This window comes from Nostoc sp. LEGE 06077, assembly GCF_015207705.1.
Lineage (GTDB): Bacteria > Cyanobacteriota > Cyanobacteriia > Cyanobacteriales > Nostocaceae > Nostoc_B.
Genome location: NZ_JADEWI010000035.1, coordinates 1 through 17,487, shown reverse-complemented (window position 1 = coordinate 17,487; position 17,487 = coordinate 1). Strand labels below are relative to the sequence as shown.

The following is a 17,487-nucleotide window of genomic DNA, read 5'->3' as shown; positions in this document are numbered from 1 at the left end:
TATGAGGGTTAAAGCCACGATAGTGAGCCTTCAGTTAATGTGCTTGGCGATCGCACTGCTCCTACTGGATTAATTAAGGGACTTCAACAACAGTTACCATGTATAGTTGTCGAACACTCTCCACTCTATGTCTCAGGTATCGCTCCCACAATCACTCAACAAGGATTTACCCCTCACGGCTCTTGCGCCTATGCAGGATGTGACAAATCTTTGGTTCATGAAGGTTATTGCTCACTACGGTAGTCCTGATTACTTCTTCACCGAATATTTCCGCGTTAATGAGACATCCCGGTTGAATAAGAGTATTCTGACAGCAATTACCGAAAACGACACTGGTCGCCCCGTTTTTGCTCAAATGATTGGTGAAAGTATTCCCGATTTAGTCAGAACAGCACAAGAACTCTGCGGTTATAATATCGCAGGAATTGACTTGAATATGGGCTGTCCCGCACCAAGAATCTATCGCAAAAATGTTGGGGGTGGATTGCTCCTCTCTCCAGAAAAAGTTGATCGGATTTTGGGAGAACTGCGTTCTGCTGTTAATGATCGACCTTTTACAGTCAAGATGCGCTTAGGCTTTAAAAATACAGATACCTTTTACCAAATTCTCGATCTCATCAATCGCCACAAGATTGATTTACTGAGTTTGCATGGTCGCACAGTTCTAGATCAGTATCACGGGCCAGTAAAATATGATTTGATTGCCGAAGCTGTGAAACAAGTCAATTGTCCAGTGCTGGCTAATGGCAATATCTACTCTGCTGCACAAGCATTATCGGTACTTTCTCAAACAGGCGCGGCTGGGGTGATGGTGGGACGTTGGGCTATTGGCAATCCTTGGATTTTTGAGCAAATTCGCCAAGCCTTGCGATGTGAGCCGATTACACCCGTTTCTTTAGTCGAGGTACGCAACTATATTCAGCGTTTATGGCAAACCCCAGAAGCACCGAATATCCCAGAAAGAGCGCGTGTAGGCTACCTCAAAATGTTCCTCAACTATATTGCCTTGAGTGTTGATGCTGAAGGTCATTTTTTGCGGCTGATGCGAAAAACACAAACTGAGGTAGAACTGTTTACTTTATGCGATCGCGTTCTCCTGGCTGATACTACGCAGACTTTAGCTCTAGCGCCTTTTGGCGTGTAATCTATCAAAAGGCGATCGCTTTTGCTATTTTGGGATTGTCGGTTTTTGTGTATGCAAATCCTATATTCAGTATCCGAAAGATTCATATTATTTCTTGATTCAATAATTTGTGATTAACTTATTGCAAAGTTGTATGGCAAATTTTCACACGAGTAAAAAATAAGTGCATCTGCCAGACTAGCCAAGAATCAACCCGCCAAGCGCCCATAGACATAGGTTCTACTGATAAATTTGCAGATATGCTAACAGTATCTTGGTCGTAGTGTAACCATTTAACTGGTAGATGTCCCATTGGTGTATTTGGAGATAATTTAAAAGTTAGTTGTTCATATTCTAACCATTTGCCTGACTTTCGCCATCCCAGGCGATCGCCTAGTTTTTTTTCTGTTTCATAATCTACTTGTCCACCTATTTCATCCCAAATACTTTGCTGAATACTCAAGCCAAAATAACCATGACTATATTGTTGCCAAAGTTGATCAATTGTATGAAAAGCTTGACAAGAAAAATTGAGAATATCTTCCCGATAAACTTCATTCCAATCACTCTTACCCATAACTTGCAGCATTAATTTAGCAGTTTCTAGATCAGCTGCTTGCCATTTGGCCTGTGCAAGAAGATTTTGCAGTGTACTGTAATCAATAATTGTCGTACTTTTAAGTTCTTGAGTAAACTCAATATTATTATTAGCTACTTCTACTAATTCTATTTTTTCCAGAGAAATTTGAGCTTTAGTATTAACTATATCTGTCTCTACTATCCCCAGCACTTTTTTCTGTGCCACCAGTTGAGTAGACATATAATTAGAGATTAAGCAAATAGCTTGATTTACACTTATTTCATCTTTACTGATATCAAAATTATCAACTTGATTATCTAATAATTGTGCTTGAAAAAAAGCATCTTGCAGCCTATTTTGTTTTTCATAACTTGCAACTAATAAATTGAGAATATTAAGAGAAAGTGGATTACTATCTTGTATTGTTAATAAACTGACTTCAGAATTTAAAGTACTACTTGCTAAATTTTGAATTTCTCCTACAGTTGCGTAAAAACCTGCATCTACTTTTACTACTTCATCGATTAAAGACTGCAATGGACTAAAATAATCTTGCAGAGAGCTTTCTAGGTTAATAGCTGTTTCTGCTATTTTGGCAATTTCTTGGCGAATTTTTGTCGCTCTGATTTGATATTCATAAATTTCTTGATATATTTCTATATCTTTAGCTATTTGCTGAATAGCTTGTTGTTGATTTTTAGTATCTTCTGCTAAAGTTTTAATGCCTTGACTGAGCAATTTGACTTTTTCTAAAATTAAAAAATTGGTATTACTTAATAGTAAAGTTGATTTTAAATTTTCTTCCTTTTCCCAGTGTAACTTTTCCCGGATTTGAGGATTATGATAATTTTTAACTTCTAGTTTATTTCTTTCTTCATTAATTTTTCTGATTTCGCTATATTTTTGGTTAAACAGATTTTTCCAGTCATCGATAAATTTTAGTAAAAAATCTTGATAACTATCTCGATAATTTTCCAAAAAATCAAGAAGTTGAGTATAGTCTCTAATTAATAATTTAACTTCTGCTAAAATCTCTGTTTGACTAATTTCTTGTTTGCGTTTAATTAATCCCCACAAGTAAGCATGAGATTTAGTCCCTTCTTTGATTAAGGTTTGACATTGTTGAATTTTTTTTTGAACCTTCTTTAACTTAGGATTTTTTAGAATCGGAAATTTATAGTTTTTTTCATAAATCTTAATAGATTCATAAGTAATTAGTTGTTTTTGCTTTCTATCTAGCATCACAGATTCTAAAATAAGTAGCTGCTAAACTTTTACGCATTTCGACACCAGGAGATTTTTATCGTTGTATAAAGTCCCAACAGAATTAATGTACGGTAGCTGTTTTGCATAATTTCCATACCAGCGTATTTTTGCGGGATTCGATCAGCTGCATACCAACTTTTTCTAGCACCCGCTGGGAAGCTATATTATCGCGATCGCAACCCGCCGTCACACTTTGCACACTAGGTTGAGATAAAGCCCAATCTATCACAGCTTTTGTCGCTTCAGAAGCATACCCCTGTTGGCGATAAGATGAAGCTACGTAATAGCCAATTTCTAGGGAACCGCTAGGTGAACCTGTGCTATCGGGAATCACTTTCACCATAACGTGGCCAATGAGGGCGTTTTCTGCTTGATGAATAATGACACTTCCCCAGCCCCATTCATTTTGGAATGGATATTTGGATAAAATATCTGCAATCATCGGAAAATTATTAATAAACTCGTCATCATGCCAATACCAGTTGGGTAAGACTTTGACGTTGAGAAATGATGCTAATTCAGCATTTCCTTTGATGGCTACGTTGACTAATTCCCGGTTAAAAGGTATTAAATTTAATCTTTGGGTAACAAGCTTTTTCATTCTATTTTCTCCCGATTTATGACAATGATGATTTCTCAATTTGTGCTTACCTATCAGACAATGAGCAAGATTTGGGGAAGAATCCCCCAAACCCCCTCCAAAATAATTCTTGCGTTTTTTGTTGAGTAATTATTTGTTAGTTTTGTTGTGATTTAGTTTTCTTATCTGAACCGTATTGCCATTTATGATTCATTTTTGTACGGCATAAAATTCATTTTTTCAAGAATTACAACTTAAAAAGTATCATCTGTTTTAATCTCTAATCCATTTCAACACCTTCGGGTCTTTGTTATAGTGATACATCGCCCCATCATTTGCCTTAATTGGCTTTCCTTTGCTGGCTTTGCTTCTGATAGTAGCCAAAGAATAGTCGGTTAATGTTTTCAGTTCCGGATGAGACAGTCCGACAATTGTTGCTGTTGCTGCTGGTTTGATTTGAAGTTCATGTTTAGGAGCGATATCGATTATGATTTGCTCTTTTAAACGGGGTTTGAGCGCCAGTTGTTTTTCCTGACGATAATCATCTATCGAAATTAGTCGCCAACTAGATTCTTGTGAAAGTTCCAATACCCATTGATGATAATTAAACAAACTTTCTCTATGTCCAACACTGATAAAAGTTGTTTTCGTTTGTTGTAATTGCTGATATAGATTACCTTCGTTGTTCAAATCTAAAGCACTTGTCGCTTCATCTAAGATGGTGAAACTTGGATGTGTAATTAATAGTCGTGCAAAAGCTAGGCGTTGTTGTTCCCCTAAAGACAATATATTTTCCCACGGAACTTCTGTATCAAAGCCATTGACGCGTGTTAGCAAGTGTTGGAGATGCACTTGTTGTAAAACTGCTTCAAGTTCGCGATCGCTTATTTTCCGGTCTGTATGCGGATATAGTAACTGTTGGCGCAAAGTCCCCAATATGATGTAAGGATGTTGGGGTAAGAATAAAACCTCTTTTAGTGGAGGACGTACTAGACGACCATTTCCTGTATTCCATAAACCAGCGATCGCCCTCAACAAAGAACTCTTTCCTCTACCACTAGGGCCAACAATCAATAACCCTTCTCCTGGTTGAACTTCAAGTGATAAATCTTTAACGATTAACTGTTTACAATTCGGTATTTGTAACGTCACATCTTCAAAAGCCAACCGATTTTCTTCGATTGTTTTAATAATACTGACGTTCTCTGGTTGTTTGATCACAGCTTCTAACGCATCAGAAAACTCAGCTAAACGTTTTACATAACTAGAAAACCTCCCAGATACACCAAATTCAGTTATTAATGCTCCCAGAGAATTAGAAAACATGAAACAAGCTACACTAACTTGGTTAATTTCTCCATAATCAATTTGATCTTGCAAAAATAAAGGTGTGAGGATGAACATCGAAAATACCCCAATCGCTGACTGATATCCTCTCCCAAAGGCATCTTGTCCTCTTTCCCAATTCAGCCGACGTTCAGCAGTTTGTAGCACATGATTAAATCGGCGCTGAATGATATTTAATTCTTCTGCTTCTCCCTGGAAAAAAGCAATCGATTCCGCATGATTACGAACATGAGTTAGGCAATAAGCAAAATCTGCTTTAAACTGAATCTCTTCTTGATTAATTTTTGTCAGTTGTTGATTTAAAAAAATCGCTATTAAGTTACCGGCAATTGTATAAATAACTAAATAAATCGCAATTGGTAAAGAAATACTCGATAGAATTATCAGCGAACTGCCCATCTCTAAAAATTTTTCCAGGAAAGTCGTTGACAATCTCAAGGCCGTAGTAGTAATCGGTTCTATTTCTTGAGATAAACGTTGATCTGGATTATCTATAGTAGATTGAAAATTTATTTTATAATAAGCTTGATTTCTAAAATATTTTTCTAAAATATGATTATTGAGCCATTTATACCAATTAAGTGCTACTTTTTTAGTAACATACTTTAATAAAGTTACGCATAAAACCATCCCTACAAGAATTAAACTAGATACCCACAAAGTCCCATTATATTTATCAAGACTTCTCTCTTCAATAACGATATCAATTACATAGCGATTCCAGTAAGTGTTGGCAGCATTTATCCCCACAATCCCGACTATTAATGATATCAGAAGAACGAGCATTCCCCAGGAACGAATCACTTCTGAAAATACTCTTCCTTCTGTTTCTGTAGGATACCAATAGGGTTGAGCGACTATTCTAATATCTTGCCAAAATTGAATAAAGTTAGAAAAAGGATTAATATTGGGTTGCTCACGTACAGATGAAGTTTGCATATTCTCAAAGTGAAATATACCAGTCATTTGGAAATGGCCTTTGAGGGATAAACCAAACTCAGAGGCCATTTTTGATTTTAGAAATTGAATATTTCTAGATTCCCATCAAATGTACAATGTACTACGTTGATGGTTCCTCTTCAACAATTTCGATGGTTTTGGGAGCCTGACCCTCTGAAGTATCAGTCACAACTATTGAGCTAAGATGCTCTTTGAGTTTGATTTTTAGCTCATCTGAAATTGGTAAATCGTTAATTTCTTTGAGCAAAAATCTGACAGATTCGGTTTTGCTACGTTCTGTATAAATCAACTTGAGAACGCTTTCAATTCCATATCCAGCAATTACTTCCCCTACAGAACCGACTAGACCAAGCAAACCTAAACCACCTAATAAGCCTAAAGGGCCTCCCAAAGATGAGAGTAAAGTTAAAACTGCGGTCATACTACCACCTGAAGCAGCAGTCGCTAGTACAAAGAGGATACCCGAAAGACCTAAACCAGCAATTTTTTTGGTAATTTCATCCATTTTATTTACCTACATTCCTTGTATTTTAGGTGAAAACATGAGTAAGAAAGTCATTAATAATTTCTTTTTAAAGAAATTATTAATGAGAATTTAGCCCAACAACAAACTACACAATTCATCGATTTGTCGACTGTTTTGAGCAATCATTTGATGGGCTATAGCTTGTAGTTGACGAGTGTTTTGTAGTTTGATGTTATCTATTTGTTCTAGTTCTTTATCTAGAAATGGTTGAAACCGATAATAAGAACTTTTAGCTTCTTGATCATTAGCTTCAAACAACTGTTCTAATTGTCCAGATACCACTTCACTACCACCATCAAACACAATATTTAAAAGTGGTCTTCCCCATTGCAAGAGTCCCCAATTTTTAACTTCATTATAGGGGTAGACACTGGTTAGTGAACCTGTACCTAAAGAAACTACTAAGATATCTTCAGGATTGAGAACTTTGCTTGCTGTTTTTTTATGACTAATTTGGGCTTCTAAAATAGCTAAATGGGCTGGATTATTAGCAAATACTCCTCCATCTATTAAGTTATAAAAGCCGCTAGTATTATGGGAAGTAGGAATGCGATGAGGTGCAAAATAAGTTGGAGTAGCACTAGTTGCTAATGCTACATCTGTGAGCGAAAAATTTCCACATAACTTGCGAAAACTTTTAGATTCTATTTGTTGTTTTTCCAGTTTGTTAGTAAAAAATATAGGAATTCGCTGCTCGATGTCGTAGCTAGTTACAAAAACTTCTTTGAGATTATTTTCTAGAGGAATGTTACCAAAATATTTTCTTAAGATTTCTTCCCTGCTTGCGGAAGAATATTTTGGTTGGAGAAATATATCTTCTAATGGGCCAAGGAGGCGTTCAAACAATGGCTCATAAAATATTTCTACACCATATTCAATAAATAGTTGCAGGAGATCCTCAGCGGTGTATTCAGAGACTGATAAGTTTTCAGATAGTTCTGTATTTAATCGGGGTTGAGTTAGCCCTAATGCTAAAATTCCCCCGCTAGAAGTACCGGAAATTAAATTGAATAAACTGTGTATAGGTTTTTGTGTTCGCCTTTCAATTTCGGCTAACACAAGTGCTGGGATAATCCCCCGAATACCGCCTCCATCAATCGAAAGTATTTTATATTTAGTTTTGGCTGTTGTTTCCATAGTTACTTGTGATTGTTTGGGAGTGAATGTTGATACCTCTGCGGCGGGAACATTTTCTTCAACTTGTAGCGGGAGAGTTATTAGGGTGGGGATAATATCAGATTCTTCGCTATTTGTTTGGTCTGCATCATGACTAACTAAAGATACCGTTGCTGCTAATAAATTCGTTGTAAGTGTGGGGATATCTTCTGGAGAAGTAATTACTATTTCATCTTGATGAGATGATTCAGATGCAAAGGGAATTTGTGCTAAATCCCATATAGGATTCCCACGCAAATTTCCTTGGGGGGCTGTTCCCGTTTGATTGTTAATAGTTGTTCCTTCGCCTTCGTCTATTTTCCAGTAAGCCATTAATCCTGGTTCACCTCCCACTATTAACCCATAACGGTGAGTCTGGATTTGTTCGGAATTACAGGGATAATTCCAAACACTAATGTTAGCTAATTGTCCTGTGAAATATACACGTTTGTGTAAGGTTGCCCCTAGGGTTAGAGGACTTGTGGATTTATTTAAGGCTGATCCTCTCAGAGAATCAGTGTATTCATTTTCATCAAGATATACAGTGAGTTGACCACTATTAAAAACAATTGCAAAGAAGTGCCATTCTCCGATAGTTAATTCTCCTTTACCAAAGGTTTTGATACCCTTGCTAACAGTTTCATCAATGTAAATATCTAAATTACCTGCTTCACTAATACCAAATTCAAAATTATCGCTGTATCGGTCTGAAGACCGAGCAAAAAAGACATTACGAGTTCCGTAGCTAGTAGCTTTGTTGGTGAGTTGATGGGGATTTATCCATCCTGAAACTGTAAAGACTGAACTTCCTTGAGCAAAAACTCCACCAAGATCATTTCTGCCAAAATCAACATAATCATCTAGCCCATCAAATGTCAAAACTGCTTGTGTATGTACTATCTTATTCACAAAATTTTCATCTCCAAATAAATTAATTCATAATTATAATAAAATCTGCTTGCAACTATTTTTATATATTAGTATGGTGTATTTTATGAGTTATAATGTAAGTCGTTTTTAGGAGAAAATGTCAATCAAAATAATAATATATTAATTAGTAATATCTTGACAGATATCTCTATTATTTTCAGGAAAAATGACGGAGATAGAGAACTATCAATAAATATTGAAATATATATCAGAAGACAGAAATATTAATGTTGCTGATGTTCGCCTTGGCAAAATTTGCTTATCTATTAAATAGGAAATTTTGGATTTGGGATTTAAGCTAAAATTTCTACTGAAAACCCTAAATCCAAAATTAGTTATCTCTTACCTCTATTTTTGTGTAAGTAAAATTTCAGCGATCGCCTGAGAGATAGGATAATGTGGTGAATATATTTCCATCCAGAAAAATTCCCCAACTGGGTTAACTTCGAGGAATATGTGCCGACCATCGGGGGTAACTATAATATCAATTGCACCATAGTTTAAACCAAAATGAGCCAGAAGGTTGAGTAGCTTTTTCTCAATATCTTCGGGCAGTTTGTAGGGTTGCCAATTATTAACTAAGGCTTTGCCTTCTTTTCGCCAATCGAAAGTAGATCCAGCTAAACTTTGAGAATTAACTGCGGCAGTAAATACTTGATGTCCCACAATAGTTGTGCGTAATTCCAGTGCCTTCGGGACGTTTTCTTGAAACGTCATCGGACAATAACAAAGGCCTGCCATATTCTCTAGATCATCTGCTGTCACTGGAGTAGTAAACACAACGTTTTCTCGCCCTTGATCATCATAAATAGCAAAGGAAGAAAGCATTTTGGTGACGATACCTTGTTCACACTCTTGAGCAAATTGCTTGACGGCTGCGGGATTATTTGTTGTCAGGGTACGGGGAGTTAATAGCCCTATTTGCTGTGCGACTTGTAATTGTAGTTGTTTATTATTAGCCCGATCTACATTTGACATTTTATCAAGGTGAAATCCCCCAAGACTGGCAATCATCCCCCTCACAGTAACGCGACATTCCTGAATTGAGGCATCTCTGTATTGCTTGTCCATTGAATTGGGGATTTTCTGCCCATAGCGCATCCGCCGATACCAAACTGAAGATACTTCATTTAAGTCGAGCTTTTGTTCGCCATCTGTAATAATTATTTGCTCAGTGTCGCCAGAGTAAATATCTAACTTGACTTCGGTGGGAAATCTATCTGTATCAAACCGAAATGCTTTTTCACCTCTAGCTTCAATTTCTTTGATAACTAAAGGGATGCTTTCATTATCTTGACTAAATGTAATTATTAATACTGTCATAAAAAGTCTGAAGTATATAAGGATAAAATCTTTCTATATTATTTGTCGGTTTGTAACAGTGAATCGGCGATCGCATTGGCAATGGGCAAGTCTAAATCTTTCTCCAACATTCCCCACTCTCCTATGGGGTTAACTTCCAAAAAGACGTATTCGCCAGATGGTGTGAGAATAAAATCAAATGCTCCAAACAACAAACCAAATCGCCCCATAAAGGTTTGCAAACGACGCACTAATTCTTCAGAAAGTTGGTGGTGTTGCCATGCGCCAACTTCCACACCAGGTTTACGCCAATCAGCTTTGGCGGCTGCATACACATCTGCATTCAGCGCCCCGACAAAGACATTGCCATTCACATATACCACCCGTAATTCTTGCTGCTTGGGGATTTGCTCTTGAAAAACCATAGGGCAATAGCGCAGTGACTCAGCATCTTGCAAGTCTTCTGCTTTAACGGTACTGGTGTAGAGAAAGAATGATGAGTTAGCCTGCATACTGTAGGAAAGAGTAGTCAAAAGCTTGCTCACCATTTTGCCGTTGACTTGCTCAAAAAACTCTCGTGCTGCTTCGGCTTTGTTAGTGACAAGAGTTTGGGGAATCACAAAACCTACTTCCGAGGCAATCCGCAATTGACGCAGCTTGTTACTTGCATAATCTATCCGTTCTAAATTATCTACCCAAGTAGCTTCTTTAAGACTGTCCCAAAAACCATCTAAAGTGGCTTTTGATTCTTTAATGCAAGCTTCTCGGAACTTAGGTGCTAATTCTTGAGTGAATTGTGGTTCCCAAATACGGCGCATCCACACAGATTGTACCTGCTCTGTGCTAATAAAATGGTTGTTATATTCTATGGTGTGGTAGCTTTGAGATTTACCAAAATGTGCTGTTAATTGTACTTCTAAAGGAAACTCATCAGTATCTAGACGGAATGGTTGCGCTCCTTTTTTTGACAAGGCTTCTGCTACTTTATCTATGGTGAAGAAATCACCACTGTGGGTAATTAATAAAACAACATCACGAGACAAGTGCATAAAATATTTTCCTTTAAAATTTTAGAAGGTAGATATTAAGCAATACTAGTAAAATTGCTTTTTCCATTCCCCACTTATTGAAAAAGTTAGTGATGAGATAAAGGCGATCGCTTCCATGTTATGGATAAGATAATATGGAAGCGATCGCCTTTTCGATAGTAGCTTTTAGTTATTTGATAACTGCTACTCTCTTAATTTCAGATGAAGCTAATTAGTAGCCGCCATCTTCCCAATCGGAAGGATACTTTAAGGTAGTTGGGAAAGGAGCAGTATTAGACTGTTCAGTTACTTGCTCTTCTAAAAAACGAGCAAAGAAAGGTACTGCTTCTACTTTTTTAGTTTTGGTTGTGTTTGTAGACATGGTATTATTCCTTGATGTTGGTTGTTATTCAGGATTAGCAGTTATTTAATTACGGCTAATTCTTTTACTTCAGAATTAGAAGATTAAAATTAAGTGTCTTCTGCATCTGAAGGAAACTTGAAAGTCCAAGGAAAAGAAGGAGTTTCAGTTCCTTCTGCTGCTTGTTCTTCCAAGAAACGTGCAAAGAATGGTACCACTCCAACATCCACTGTTTTAACGGTGTTTGTAGACATGGTGTTTTTCCTGAAGAAAATTATTTTTCCATTCAAGATATACCAGCAATTGAATATGTAGGCAAGGACAGTTAAGACATTTAAGAATTAAATATCTTTAGGTACTTAAGACAGTTAAGACATTTAAGTAAAAATAGTTAATGATTAGTAATATTTAGCATTACATAAGTGTCATATTTTTTTCGTTTAGGCTGTCAATAGTCAATTATTTTTTAACAGGCGATAGTCTAGCAGACTGAGTAGATTGAAGTTGGTAGCTTGCAAAAACATCTGGTTGCGGAGAATTAGGCGCTTGGGGTGTGAGAGACTGATATACCACAAGTTCATAGTTGAGCCGATTATCTTGTAGTTGATATTGTGTACTGATTAGCCGATTGTTAACTCTAAATTGACTGTAGAGCTTTTCTCCCAACCACCAAGCATCAATTAAAGTTCCATCTTTCTCATCAATCACAAAATGGCCAGCACCCTGATTTTTAGCAACTAACTCATAATTACGTACCAGCTTTTTTGCGCCTGTACCGTAAGTTATTTGCCAAGTGTAGCGTATGGGATTTTGCGAGATTGGTTGAATTTGGAGTGCCATTGGGACAGTTTGAGACTTTCCTTGTACAGAGCGATCGCACATGATACCATTCCATGTACCTTGCCAAGTTTGTGGAAAAGAATTACTTGATAGTGCAGCAGTTGGTATATGACTGATGCTGACAAATGTCAAAAGAGATATCAGTATCCCTAAAAGAAAACTGCGCTTTAGCATAAACCAACTATTCCATCTAAATTAAATACATCTTAGAGCAATCCGATAACGCAGACTTGTTCATTCAACCCTAGGGCTGATGATAAATAGTGCAGACATCAGCGATCGCAATTCATGACAAACTTCATAAAGGATACTTTTCCTCTTACTGATATTTTCCATCATTCTCAACAATCGGAAGATGGCCAATGTCCACAACCTAAAAGCATATATGAAGCTAACTTTCAAGATTTTCCACCTGACTTTCATTCGAGTAAAGCCACTAGTACAAGATGCAATCCTAGTAGGTAATTAGTTATATATTACACAATAAACTGTAGGGTATGTAGGCGCATCGTTTCTTGTGTCGTGAGGTATGAAAAAATAATTAACCACCAATGTAGACGCGTAAAACCTTGTCAGCAGTCTATGTAAATGAATACACCTCGACACAGATAAATTTGTCCCCTACTAAGCCAGAAAACACGATACAAAGTATATTTCCTGATAAATTTTAAAAACTTTCAAGTCGGGACTTTAATTTCTGTCTCTAGACATAGTGATATTTTCTCACTATTAGCTTGAAATAATCATTATATTTACGAATGACGAAATCTTTATAATTTTCAGACAATAAAAAACAACAATATCTTCTGGAAATATTTAAAATGATTATACACATAAGCAATATTGGTCAGCCGGAAAAAAACTATTCAATTAATAAAAATTTATTTATTGATATCATCCTAGGGATAGTTTGCGGTCAAGATAAACAGCATCTGATCTCTCAATCAAATATAAAAAAACGTTTAAAAATAGCAGTAGAAAGTCTACATCATCAAACTATAGATACCAGATTACAGGGAATTCTAGAATTAGAAAGATTAGCGCTTGCTCATTGCCAACATAACTGGGAAATAATAGAAATTCTCACTGCTTTTGTGCGACAAAACTCTCCTCACAAGGAAAACAAAGAGATTCATCCAGATATTCAGGCATCTTTGAACGTGATTACGAGAAGAGACATTCAAAAACCTTTAGAATCGGCACAAATTGATTTAAGCTATACAGACTTAAGAGGCGCAAATCTCAGTGGTGCAAACCTCGCTGGTGCTAACCTCTACCAAGTTAATTTATCAGGTGTCAATCTCGCTGGTGCCAACCTCCGTGGTGCAATTTTGAGTGCAGCTAACTTATCTGAGGCTAACCTTGTTGGTGCGAACCTTGCTGAAGCAATTATCAGTGCGGCTAATTTGTCTCAAGCAAACCTTGCAAAAGCAAATTTGTTCAAGGCGAACTTTTATCTAGCTAATTTATCTCAAACTAATCTTCAAGATGCCATCCTTGATGGAGCTAATCTCCGAGAAGCAAAATTTTCCGGATAAGAGAGGATAAATACTGAATAGAGAAATGTTTTCTGGATATTACTGTTAATTTAGCGGAATGCAAGTCTTGGTGCAGCTACTGATCAGGGTGAAAAACTACTAAAATTTAAGAAAATATTAAATATTGCCTACTGGTTGTCAAAATATCATTACAAAGACAACTTGAAGAAGGAAAGTAACATTAATAAAAATCCGCAACTATATATTCAAAATTTTAGCGAAATGTTATACTCAATCCCAATATCTAAGTAATAATTCTGTATTGTGAGGAATATTATTCCTATGTCTGCAAATAAGACAGACAAAATGTTGCGTTGGTTGATAGGTACGACAGTTATATTCGCGATCGCACTGAATATAATTGTTTTTGTGGCATCCAATAAAAAGGAATTATCAATTCCGCAGCAAATACAATATAGAACCCAAGCATTAACAACGACTGCCATCATGTTCTTGGGATTAGCGGTCATGATTAATGCTTATTATGCCGGCAAGCGGACAGAGGCAATGCAGAAAAATGCGATCGCCTCGGAAAAGAACGTTGAACTGAGTATGCAAAATGCTCAAATCTCCCAAGATAGATTGATTGCAGATAGATTTATGGCTGCTATTACGCAGCTAGGTCATGAAAGAATCGAAACGCGGATTGGGGCAATTTATGTTTTAGAACGCATCGCCCAGGATTTTCCCAAAGAACACTGGACAATTATGGAAATCCTCGCAGCTTTTGTCCGGGAAAATACAGGTATTCCCACAGAAGCCGAACTCTTCAAAGCAGAAGATACACAGCCAATATATTGGGGTAAACCAAAAAGCCGGGTGCTGACAACAAAGCAGGGAGAACGGCAGAACAATGAAGAAGCACCCAAAATCCGCCGGGATGTGCAAGCTGCACTGACAATTATTGGTAGACGTAATTCACTATTAGAGTTAGAAAGCCAAAAATTAGATTTACGTAACATAGATATTCGGCGAGCAGACTTACTCGGAGCCAATTTAGAAAGGGCAGATTTACGCGGTGCAGACCTTTCAGGAGCAGACTTGCGCGGTTCTAACCTCTCTGGAGTCAACCTCCACAGTGCAAAACTCACGCGCTCAATTCTCTACGAAACCAATTTACAAAAAGCAAATTTACGGGAAGCTAACTTACAAGGGGCAAACCTGAATCGAGCCAATTTGCAAGGAGCTAACTTGCGTGCAGCTAATCTGCAAAGTGCAAGTCTGCGTACAGCTAACTTACAAGGAGCAAACCTTTATAAAGCCAACTTACAACAAGCAATATTAAAAGTTGCGAACCTCTCCGGTGCAAAACTGTTTTTGGCTAACTTACAAGGAGCAAAGTTAGGTAAAGCTAATTTGCATCTAGCTGGACTAATTGGCGCTAACCTACAAGGAGCCAACTTAAATGGCGCTAACCTGTCTGGAGCAAATTTAAATGCTGCCAAACTCCAACAAACAGAAGTTTTCTTTGCCAACCTCACCGAAGCGAGTTTGACTGAAGCCGATTTATATCAAGCTAACTTAATGGGAGCCAATTTGAATCGGGCAGTTTTGTATGAAGCCAATTTGTCTCAGGCTAACCTCATTGGCGCGAATTTATTTGGCACAAACCTGTGTGATGTCAAACTAGAAGGCGCAATTCTCACAGGGGTGAAAAATTTAGACTCACAACAGATTGGCATGGCAGTAGGCGATCGCACAACCCGTCTACCTGATGATCTGGAAGCCCCTACACACTGGCGACAATCGAGTTAAGAAGCTACCTGGAACTTTAGTTTTAGGCGGGATACGTTTTAACCTGTTCCCTGCTATCTTATTTAAGATTTAGCCACACTCTCTGGGTTTCGAGATTCCTGCACGAGAATGCTGTGTAAAGTATGCAATAAATCCTTAGTCGTATACGGCTTAGGAATAAATTGTTTCACTCCAGGCATTTTTGTTAGTTTACTACTGGCTGTCAAACCACTAACAGCAATAACTTTGACTTGAGAATTCATTTTTTGCATCGTACTAATAGCAGTAGCACCATCCATTGAGGGCATCATCATGTCCATCAACACTAGGTTAATTTCGTCTTCGTGTTGAGCATAAAGAGCGATCGCTTCAATGCCATTACTAGCAGTTAATACTCTATAGTTATAAGTCTCTAGAGAAATTTTGGTAGTTTCTAAAATTCCATTTTCGTCATCAACTACTAAAATTAATTCTCCGTTACCTTTGAGCAATTCTAAGTCTTCCCCTAGAAGGGTATTTGCTACTTCCACCGCTGGTAAGAAGATTTTAAATTCTGTACCTCTACCGACTTGACTGAATACATTTACAAAACCGCCATGACTTTGGATAATGCCTCTAACCGTAGATAAACCCAATCCTGTACCTTTCCCAATTTCTTTGGTGGTGAAAAACGGCTCAAAGATTCTATCAATAATTTCTGACCGCATCCCCACGCCTGTGTCTGCAATCGTCACCACAATGTAAGCGCCGACACGCGCATCTAAATTCATTCGGGCATACTGTTCATCTATTAAAAGATTTTCGGCAGAGATTTTGATATTACCACCTCTGGGCATGGCATCACGGGCGTTAACTACTAAGTTCATCAGCAGTTGATGCAGGTGTGTTGCATCGCCAATCACAGCCCAAAGTCCTGGTTGAATATTTGTGGTTAATTCAATTGATTTAGGAAAAGTCTCTTGGACAATTTGCTGAATTTCGGAGAACAGATGATTAACTTGCACAATGGTACGCTGACCATCTACTCCCCGCGCAAATTGCAAAACTTGCTTGACTAAAGCTGCTCCACGTTTAGAATTAGTTTCGATGGTTTTCAACATCTGCTGATTGCGCTCGTTAGTGTCGGGCATTTTGAGTTGTAGTAGTTGGGCAGCGGTCAAAATTGGAGTCAGAATATTGTTCAGGTCGTGAGCGATACCACTAGCTAGTGTACCGATGCTTTCTAGACGTTGAGCGCGGAGAATTTGACTTTCTAAATGTTTTTTTTCGGTAATATCAGTATTAACAGTCAAAATTGATTTTGGTTGATTATGGCGATCGCACATCAAAGTCCAACGACTAGCCACAATCACATCTTGTCCTTGTTTGTTAACTTGTTTTAATTCTCCTTGCCAAAAGCCAGACTCAGTTATACTTGCGTAAATATTTTGGATTTGAGATAAGGTTTCTGGTGTATATAAAATCTGATTGACATTCTCACCCATTACTTCTACGGCTTTCCAGCCATATAAATGTTCAGCGCCTTGGTTCCAAAAACAAATTTGATTATCAAAATCTTTAACGATAATTGCATCGCTAGTAACATCTAACAAAGCTGCTTGTTCGCGGATTTTTTCTTCGACTTGTAAACGTTCAGCAATTTCGGTTTCTAGACGTAAATTTTGCTCTTGCAGGGTTTTGGTGAGAGTTCGCAACTTAAGATGCAGTTGAATTCTGGCTAATACTTCTTGGTGTTGCAGTGGTTTGGTGAGGTAATCGACTGCACCCAGTTCAAAGCCTTTGACTTTATCGACAGTTTCTGAAAGTGCTGTCATAAAGATAACTGGAATATCTTGAGTTGATTCACTGTCTTTAAGACGACGACAAGTTTCAAAACCATCAATTCCCGGCATGAGGATATCTAACAAAATTAAGTCTGGTTTACCATATTCTGCAATGGCGATCGCACTTTCGCCATCTTCCGCAATTAATACCGTAAATCCGGCTTTACCTAAAAAATCAAACAGCATTTCTAAATTGATGGGAGTGTCATCAACAATTAAAATGACACCCGATTTACTAAAATTATTTTTCATAAAGCCTCAAAATACTAGAGTTGTTGGGAAATAACTGAGAGTTGCGTTGAAATTCTGATCCCTGTGGTTTTTGATGTAATTTTTATGCTGCCATCAAGTAGAAGTTCCATAATCCAGCAGCAGTCAACATTAAATGATCGTC

14 protein-coding genes are annotated in these 17,487 nt (G+C 37.4%); 3 read left to right on the top strand and 11 right to left on the bottom strand.

The features are described from left to right. Window positions 1-127: 127 nt before the first annotated feature. Complete coding sequence (locus IQ244_RS20340) at window positions 128-1,144, top strand: tRNA-dihydrouridine synthase family protein (RefSeq protein WP_193897435.1); 1,017 nt, start codon at window positions 128-130, stop codon at window positions 1,142-1,144. 118 nt (window positions 1,145-1,262) lie between these two features. Here IQ244_RS20340 and IQ244_RS20335 read toward each other — a convergent pair whose 3' ends face one another. The 10 genes from IQ244_RS20335 to IQ244_RS20290 form a co-directional block, all read right to left on the bottom strand. After that, window positions 1,263-2,945 carry a GUN4 domain-containing protein gene (locus tag IQ244_RS20335; protein WP_193897433.1) on the bottom strand — a complete coding sequence of 561 codons (1,683 nt, stop codon included), beginning with the start codon at window positions 2,943-2,945 and terminating at the stop codon, window positions 1,263-1,265. 85 nt (window positions 2,946-3,030) lie between these two features. After that, window positions 3,031-3,570 carry a GNAT family N-acetyltransferase gene (locus IQ244_RS20330; protein WP_193897431.1) on the bottom strand — a complete coding sequence of 180 codons (540 nt, stop codon included), beginning with the start codon at window positions 3,568-3,570 and terminating at the stop codon, window positions 3,031-3,033. A 252-nt stretch (window positions 3,571-3,822) separates the two neighbouring features. Then, complete coding sequence (locus IQ244_RS20325) at window positions 3,823-5,835, bottom strand: ABC transporter ATP-binding protein/permease (RefSeq protein ID WP_193897429.1); 2,013 nt, start codon at window positions 5,833-5,835, stop codon at window positions 3,823-3,825. A 121-nt stretch (window positions 5,836-5,956) separates the two neighbouring features. After that, on the bottom strand, window positions 5,957-6,361 hold the full coding sequence (locus IQ244_RS20320; protein WP_193897427.1) for a hypothetical protein: 405 nt from the start codon (window positions 6,359-6,361) through the stop codon (window positions 5,957-5,959). Window positions 6,362-6,451: 90 nt separating this feature from the next. Next, window positions 6,452-8,446: a patatin-like phospholipase family protein gene (locus tag IQ244_RS20315; protein ID WP_193897425.1), complete on the bottom strand. Its 1,995-nt coding sequence runs from the start codon at window positions 8,444-8,446 to the stop codon at window positions 6,452-6,454. Window positions 8,447-8,815: 369 nt separating this feature from the next. Continuing rightward, the gene (locus IQ244_RS20310) at window positions 8,816-9,790 is read right to left on the bottom strand and encodes an MvdD family ATP-grasp ribosomal peptide maturase (RefSeq protein ID WP_193897423.1); all 975 of its coding nucleotides are present in this window, start codon (window positions 9,788-9,790) and stop codon (window positions 8,816-8,818) included. Between the two features lie 38 nt (window positions 9,791-9,828). After that, window positions 9,829-10,818 (bottom strand): MvdC family ATP-grasp ribosomal peptide maturase, encoded by a 990-nt coding sequence (locus IQ244_RS20305; RefSeq protein ID WP_193897421.1) that lies wholly within the window; start codon window positions 10,816-10,818, stop codon window positions 9,829-9,831. 211 nt (window positions 10,819-11,029) lie between these two features. Next, window positions 11,030-11,179, bottom strand: a complete 150-nt coding sequence (locus tag IQ244_RS20300; protein WP_193897419.1) for a microviridin/marinostatin family tricyclic proteinase inhibitor — start codon at window positions 11,177-11,179, stop codon at window positions 11,030-11,032. Window positions 11,180-11,268: 89 nt separating this feature from the next. Further along, the gene (locus tag IQ244_RS20295) at window positions 11,269-11,412 is read right to left on the bottom strand and encodes a microviridin/marinostatin family tricyclic proteinase inhibitor (RefSeq protein WP_193897417.1); all 144 of its coding nucleotides are present in this window, start codon (window positions 11,410-11,412) and stop codon (window positions 11,269-11,271) included. Window positions 11,413-11,617: 205 nt separating this feature from the next. Further along, window positions 11,618-12,172: a hypothetical protein gene (locus tag IQ244_RS20290; RefSeq protein WP_193897414.1), complete on the bottom strand. Its 555-nt coding sequence runs from the start codon at window positions 12,170-12,172 to the stop codon at window positions 11,618-11,620. Between the two features lie 647 nt (window positions 12,173-12,819). Between IQ244_RS20290 and IQ244_RS20285 the strand changes: the two genes are divergently transcribed. After that, the gene (locus IQ244_RS20285) at window positions 12,820-13,536 is read left to right on the top strand and encodes a pentapeptide repeat-containing protein (protein WP_193897412.1); all 717 of its coding nucleotides are present in this window, start codon (window positions 12,820-12,822) and stop codon (window positions 13,534-13,536) included. Between the two features lie 282 nt (window positions 13,537-13,818). Beyond that, the gene (locus tag IQ244_RS20280; RefSeq protein WP_193897410.1) at window positions 13,819-15,291 is read left to right on the top strand and encodes a pentapeptide repeat-containing protein; all 1,473 of its coding nucleotides are present in this window, start codon (window positions 13,819-13,821) and stop codon (window positions 15,289-15,291) included. Between the two features lie 62 nt (window positions 15,292-15,353). Here the strand turns inward: IQ244_RS20280 and IQ244_RS20275 are convergent, their stop codons facing one another. Further along, complete coding sequence (locus tag IQ244_RS20275) at window positions 15,354-17,345, bottom strand: response regulator (RefSeq protein WP_193897408.1); 1,992 nt, start codon at window positions 17,343-17,345, stop codon at window positions 15,354-15,356. Window positions 17,346-17,487: the final 142 nt, after the last annotated feature.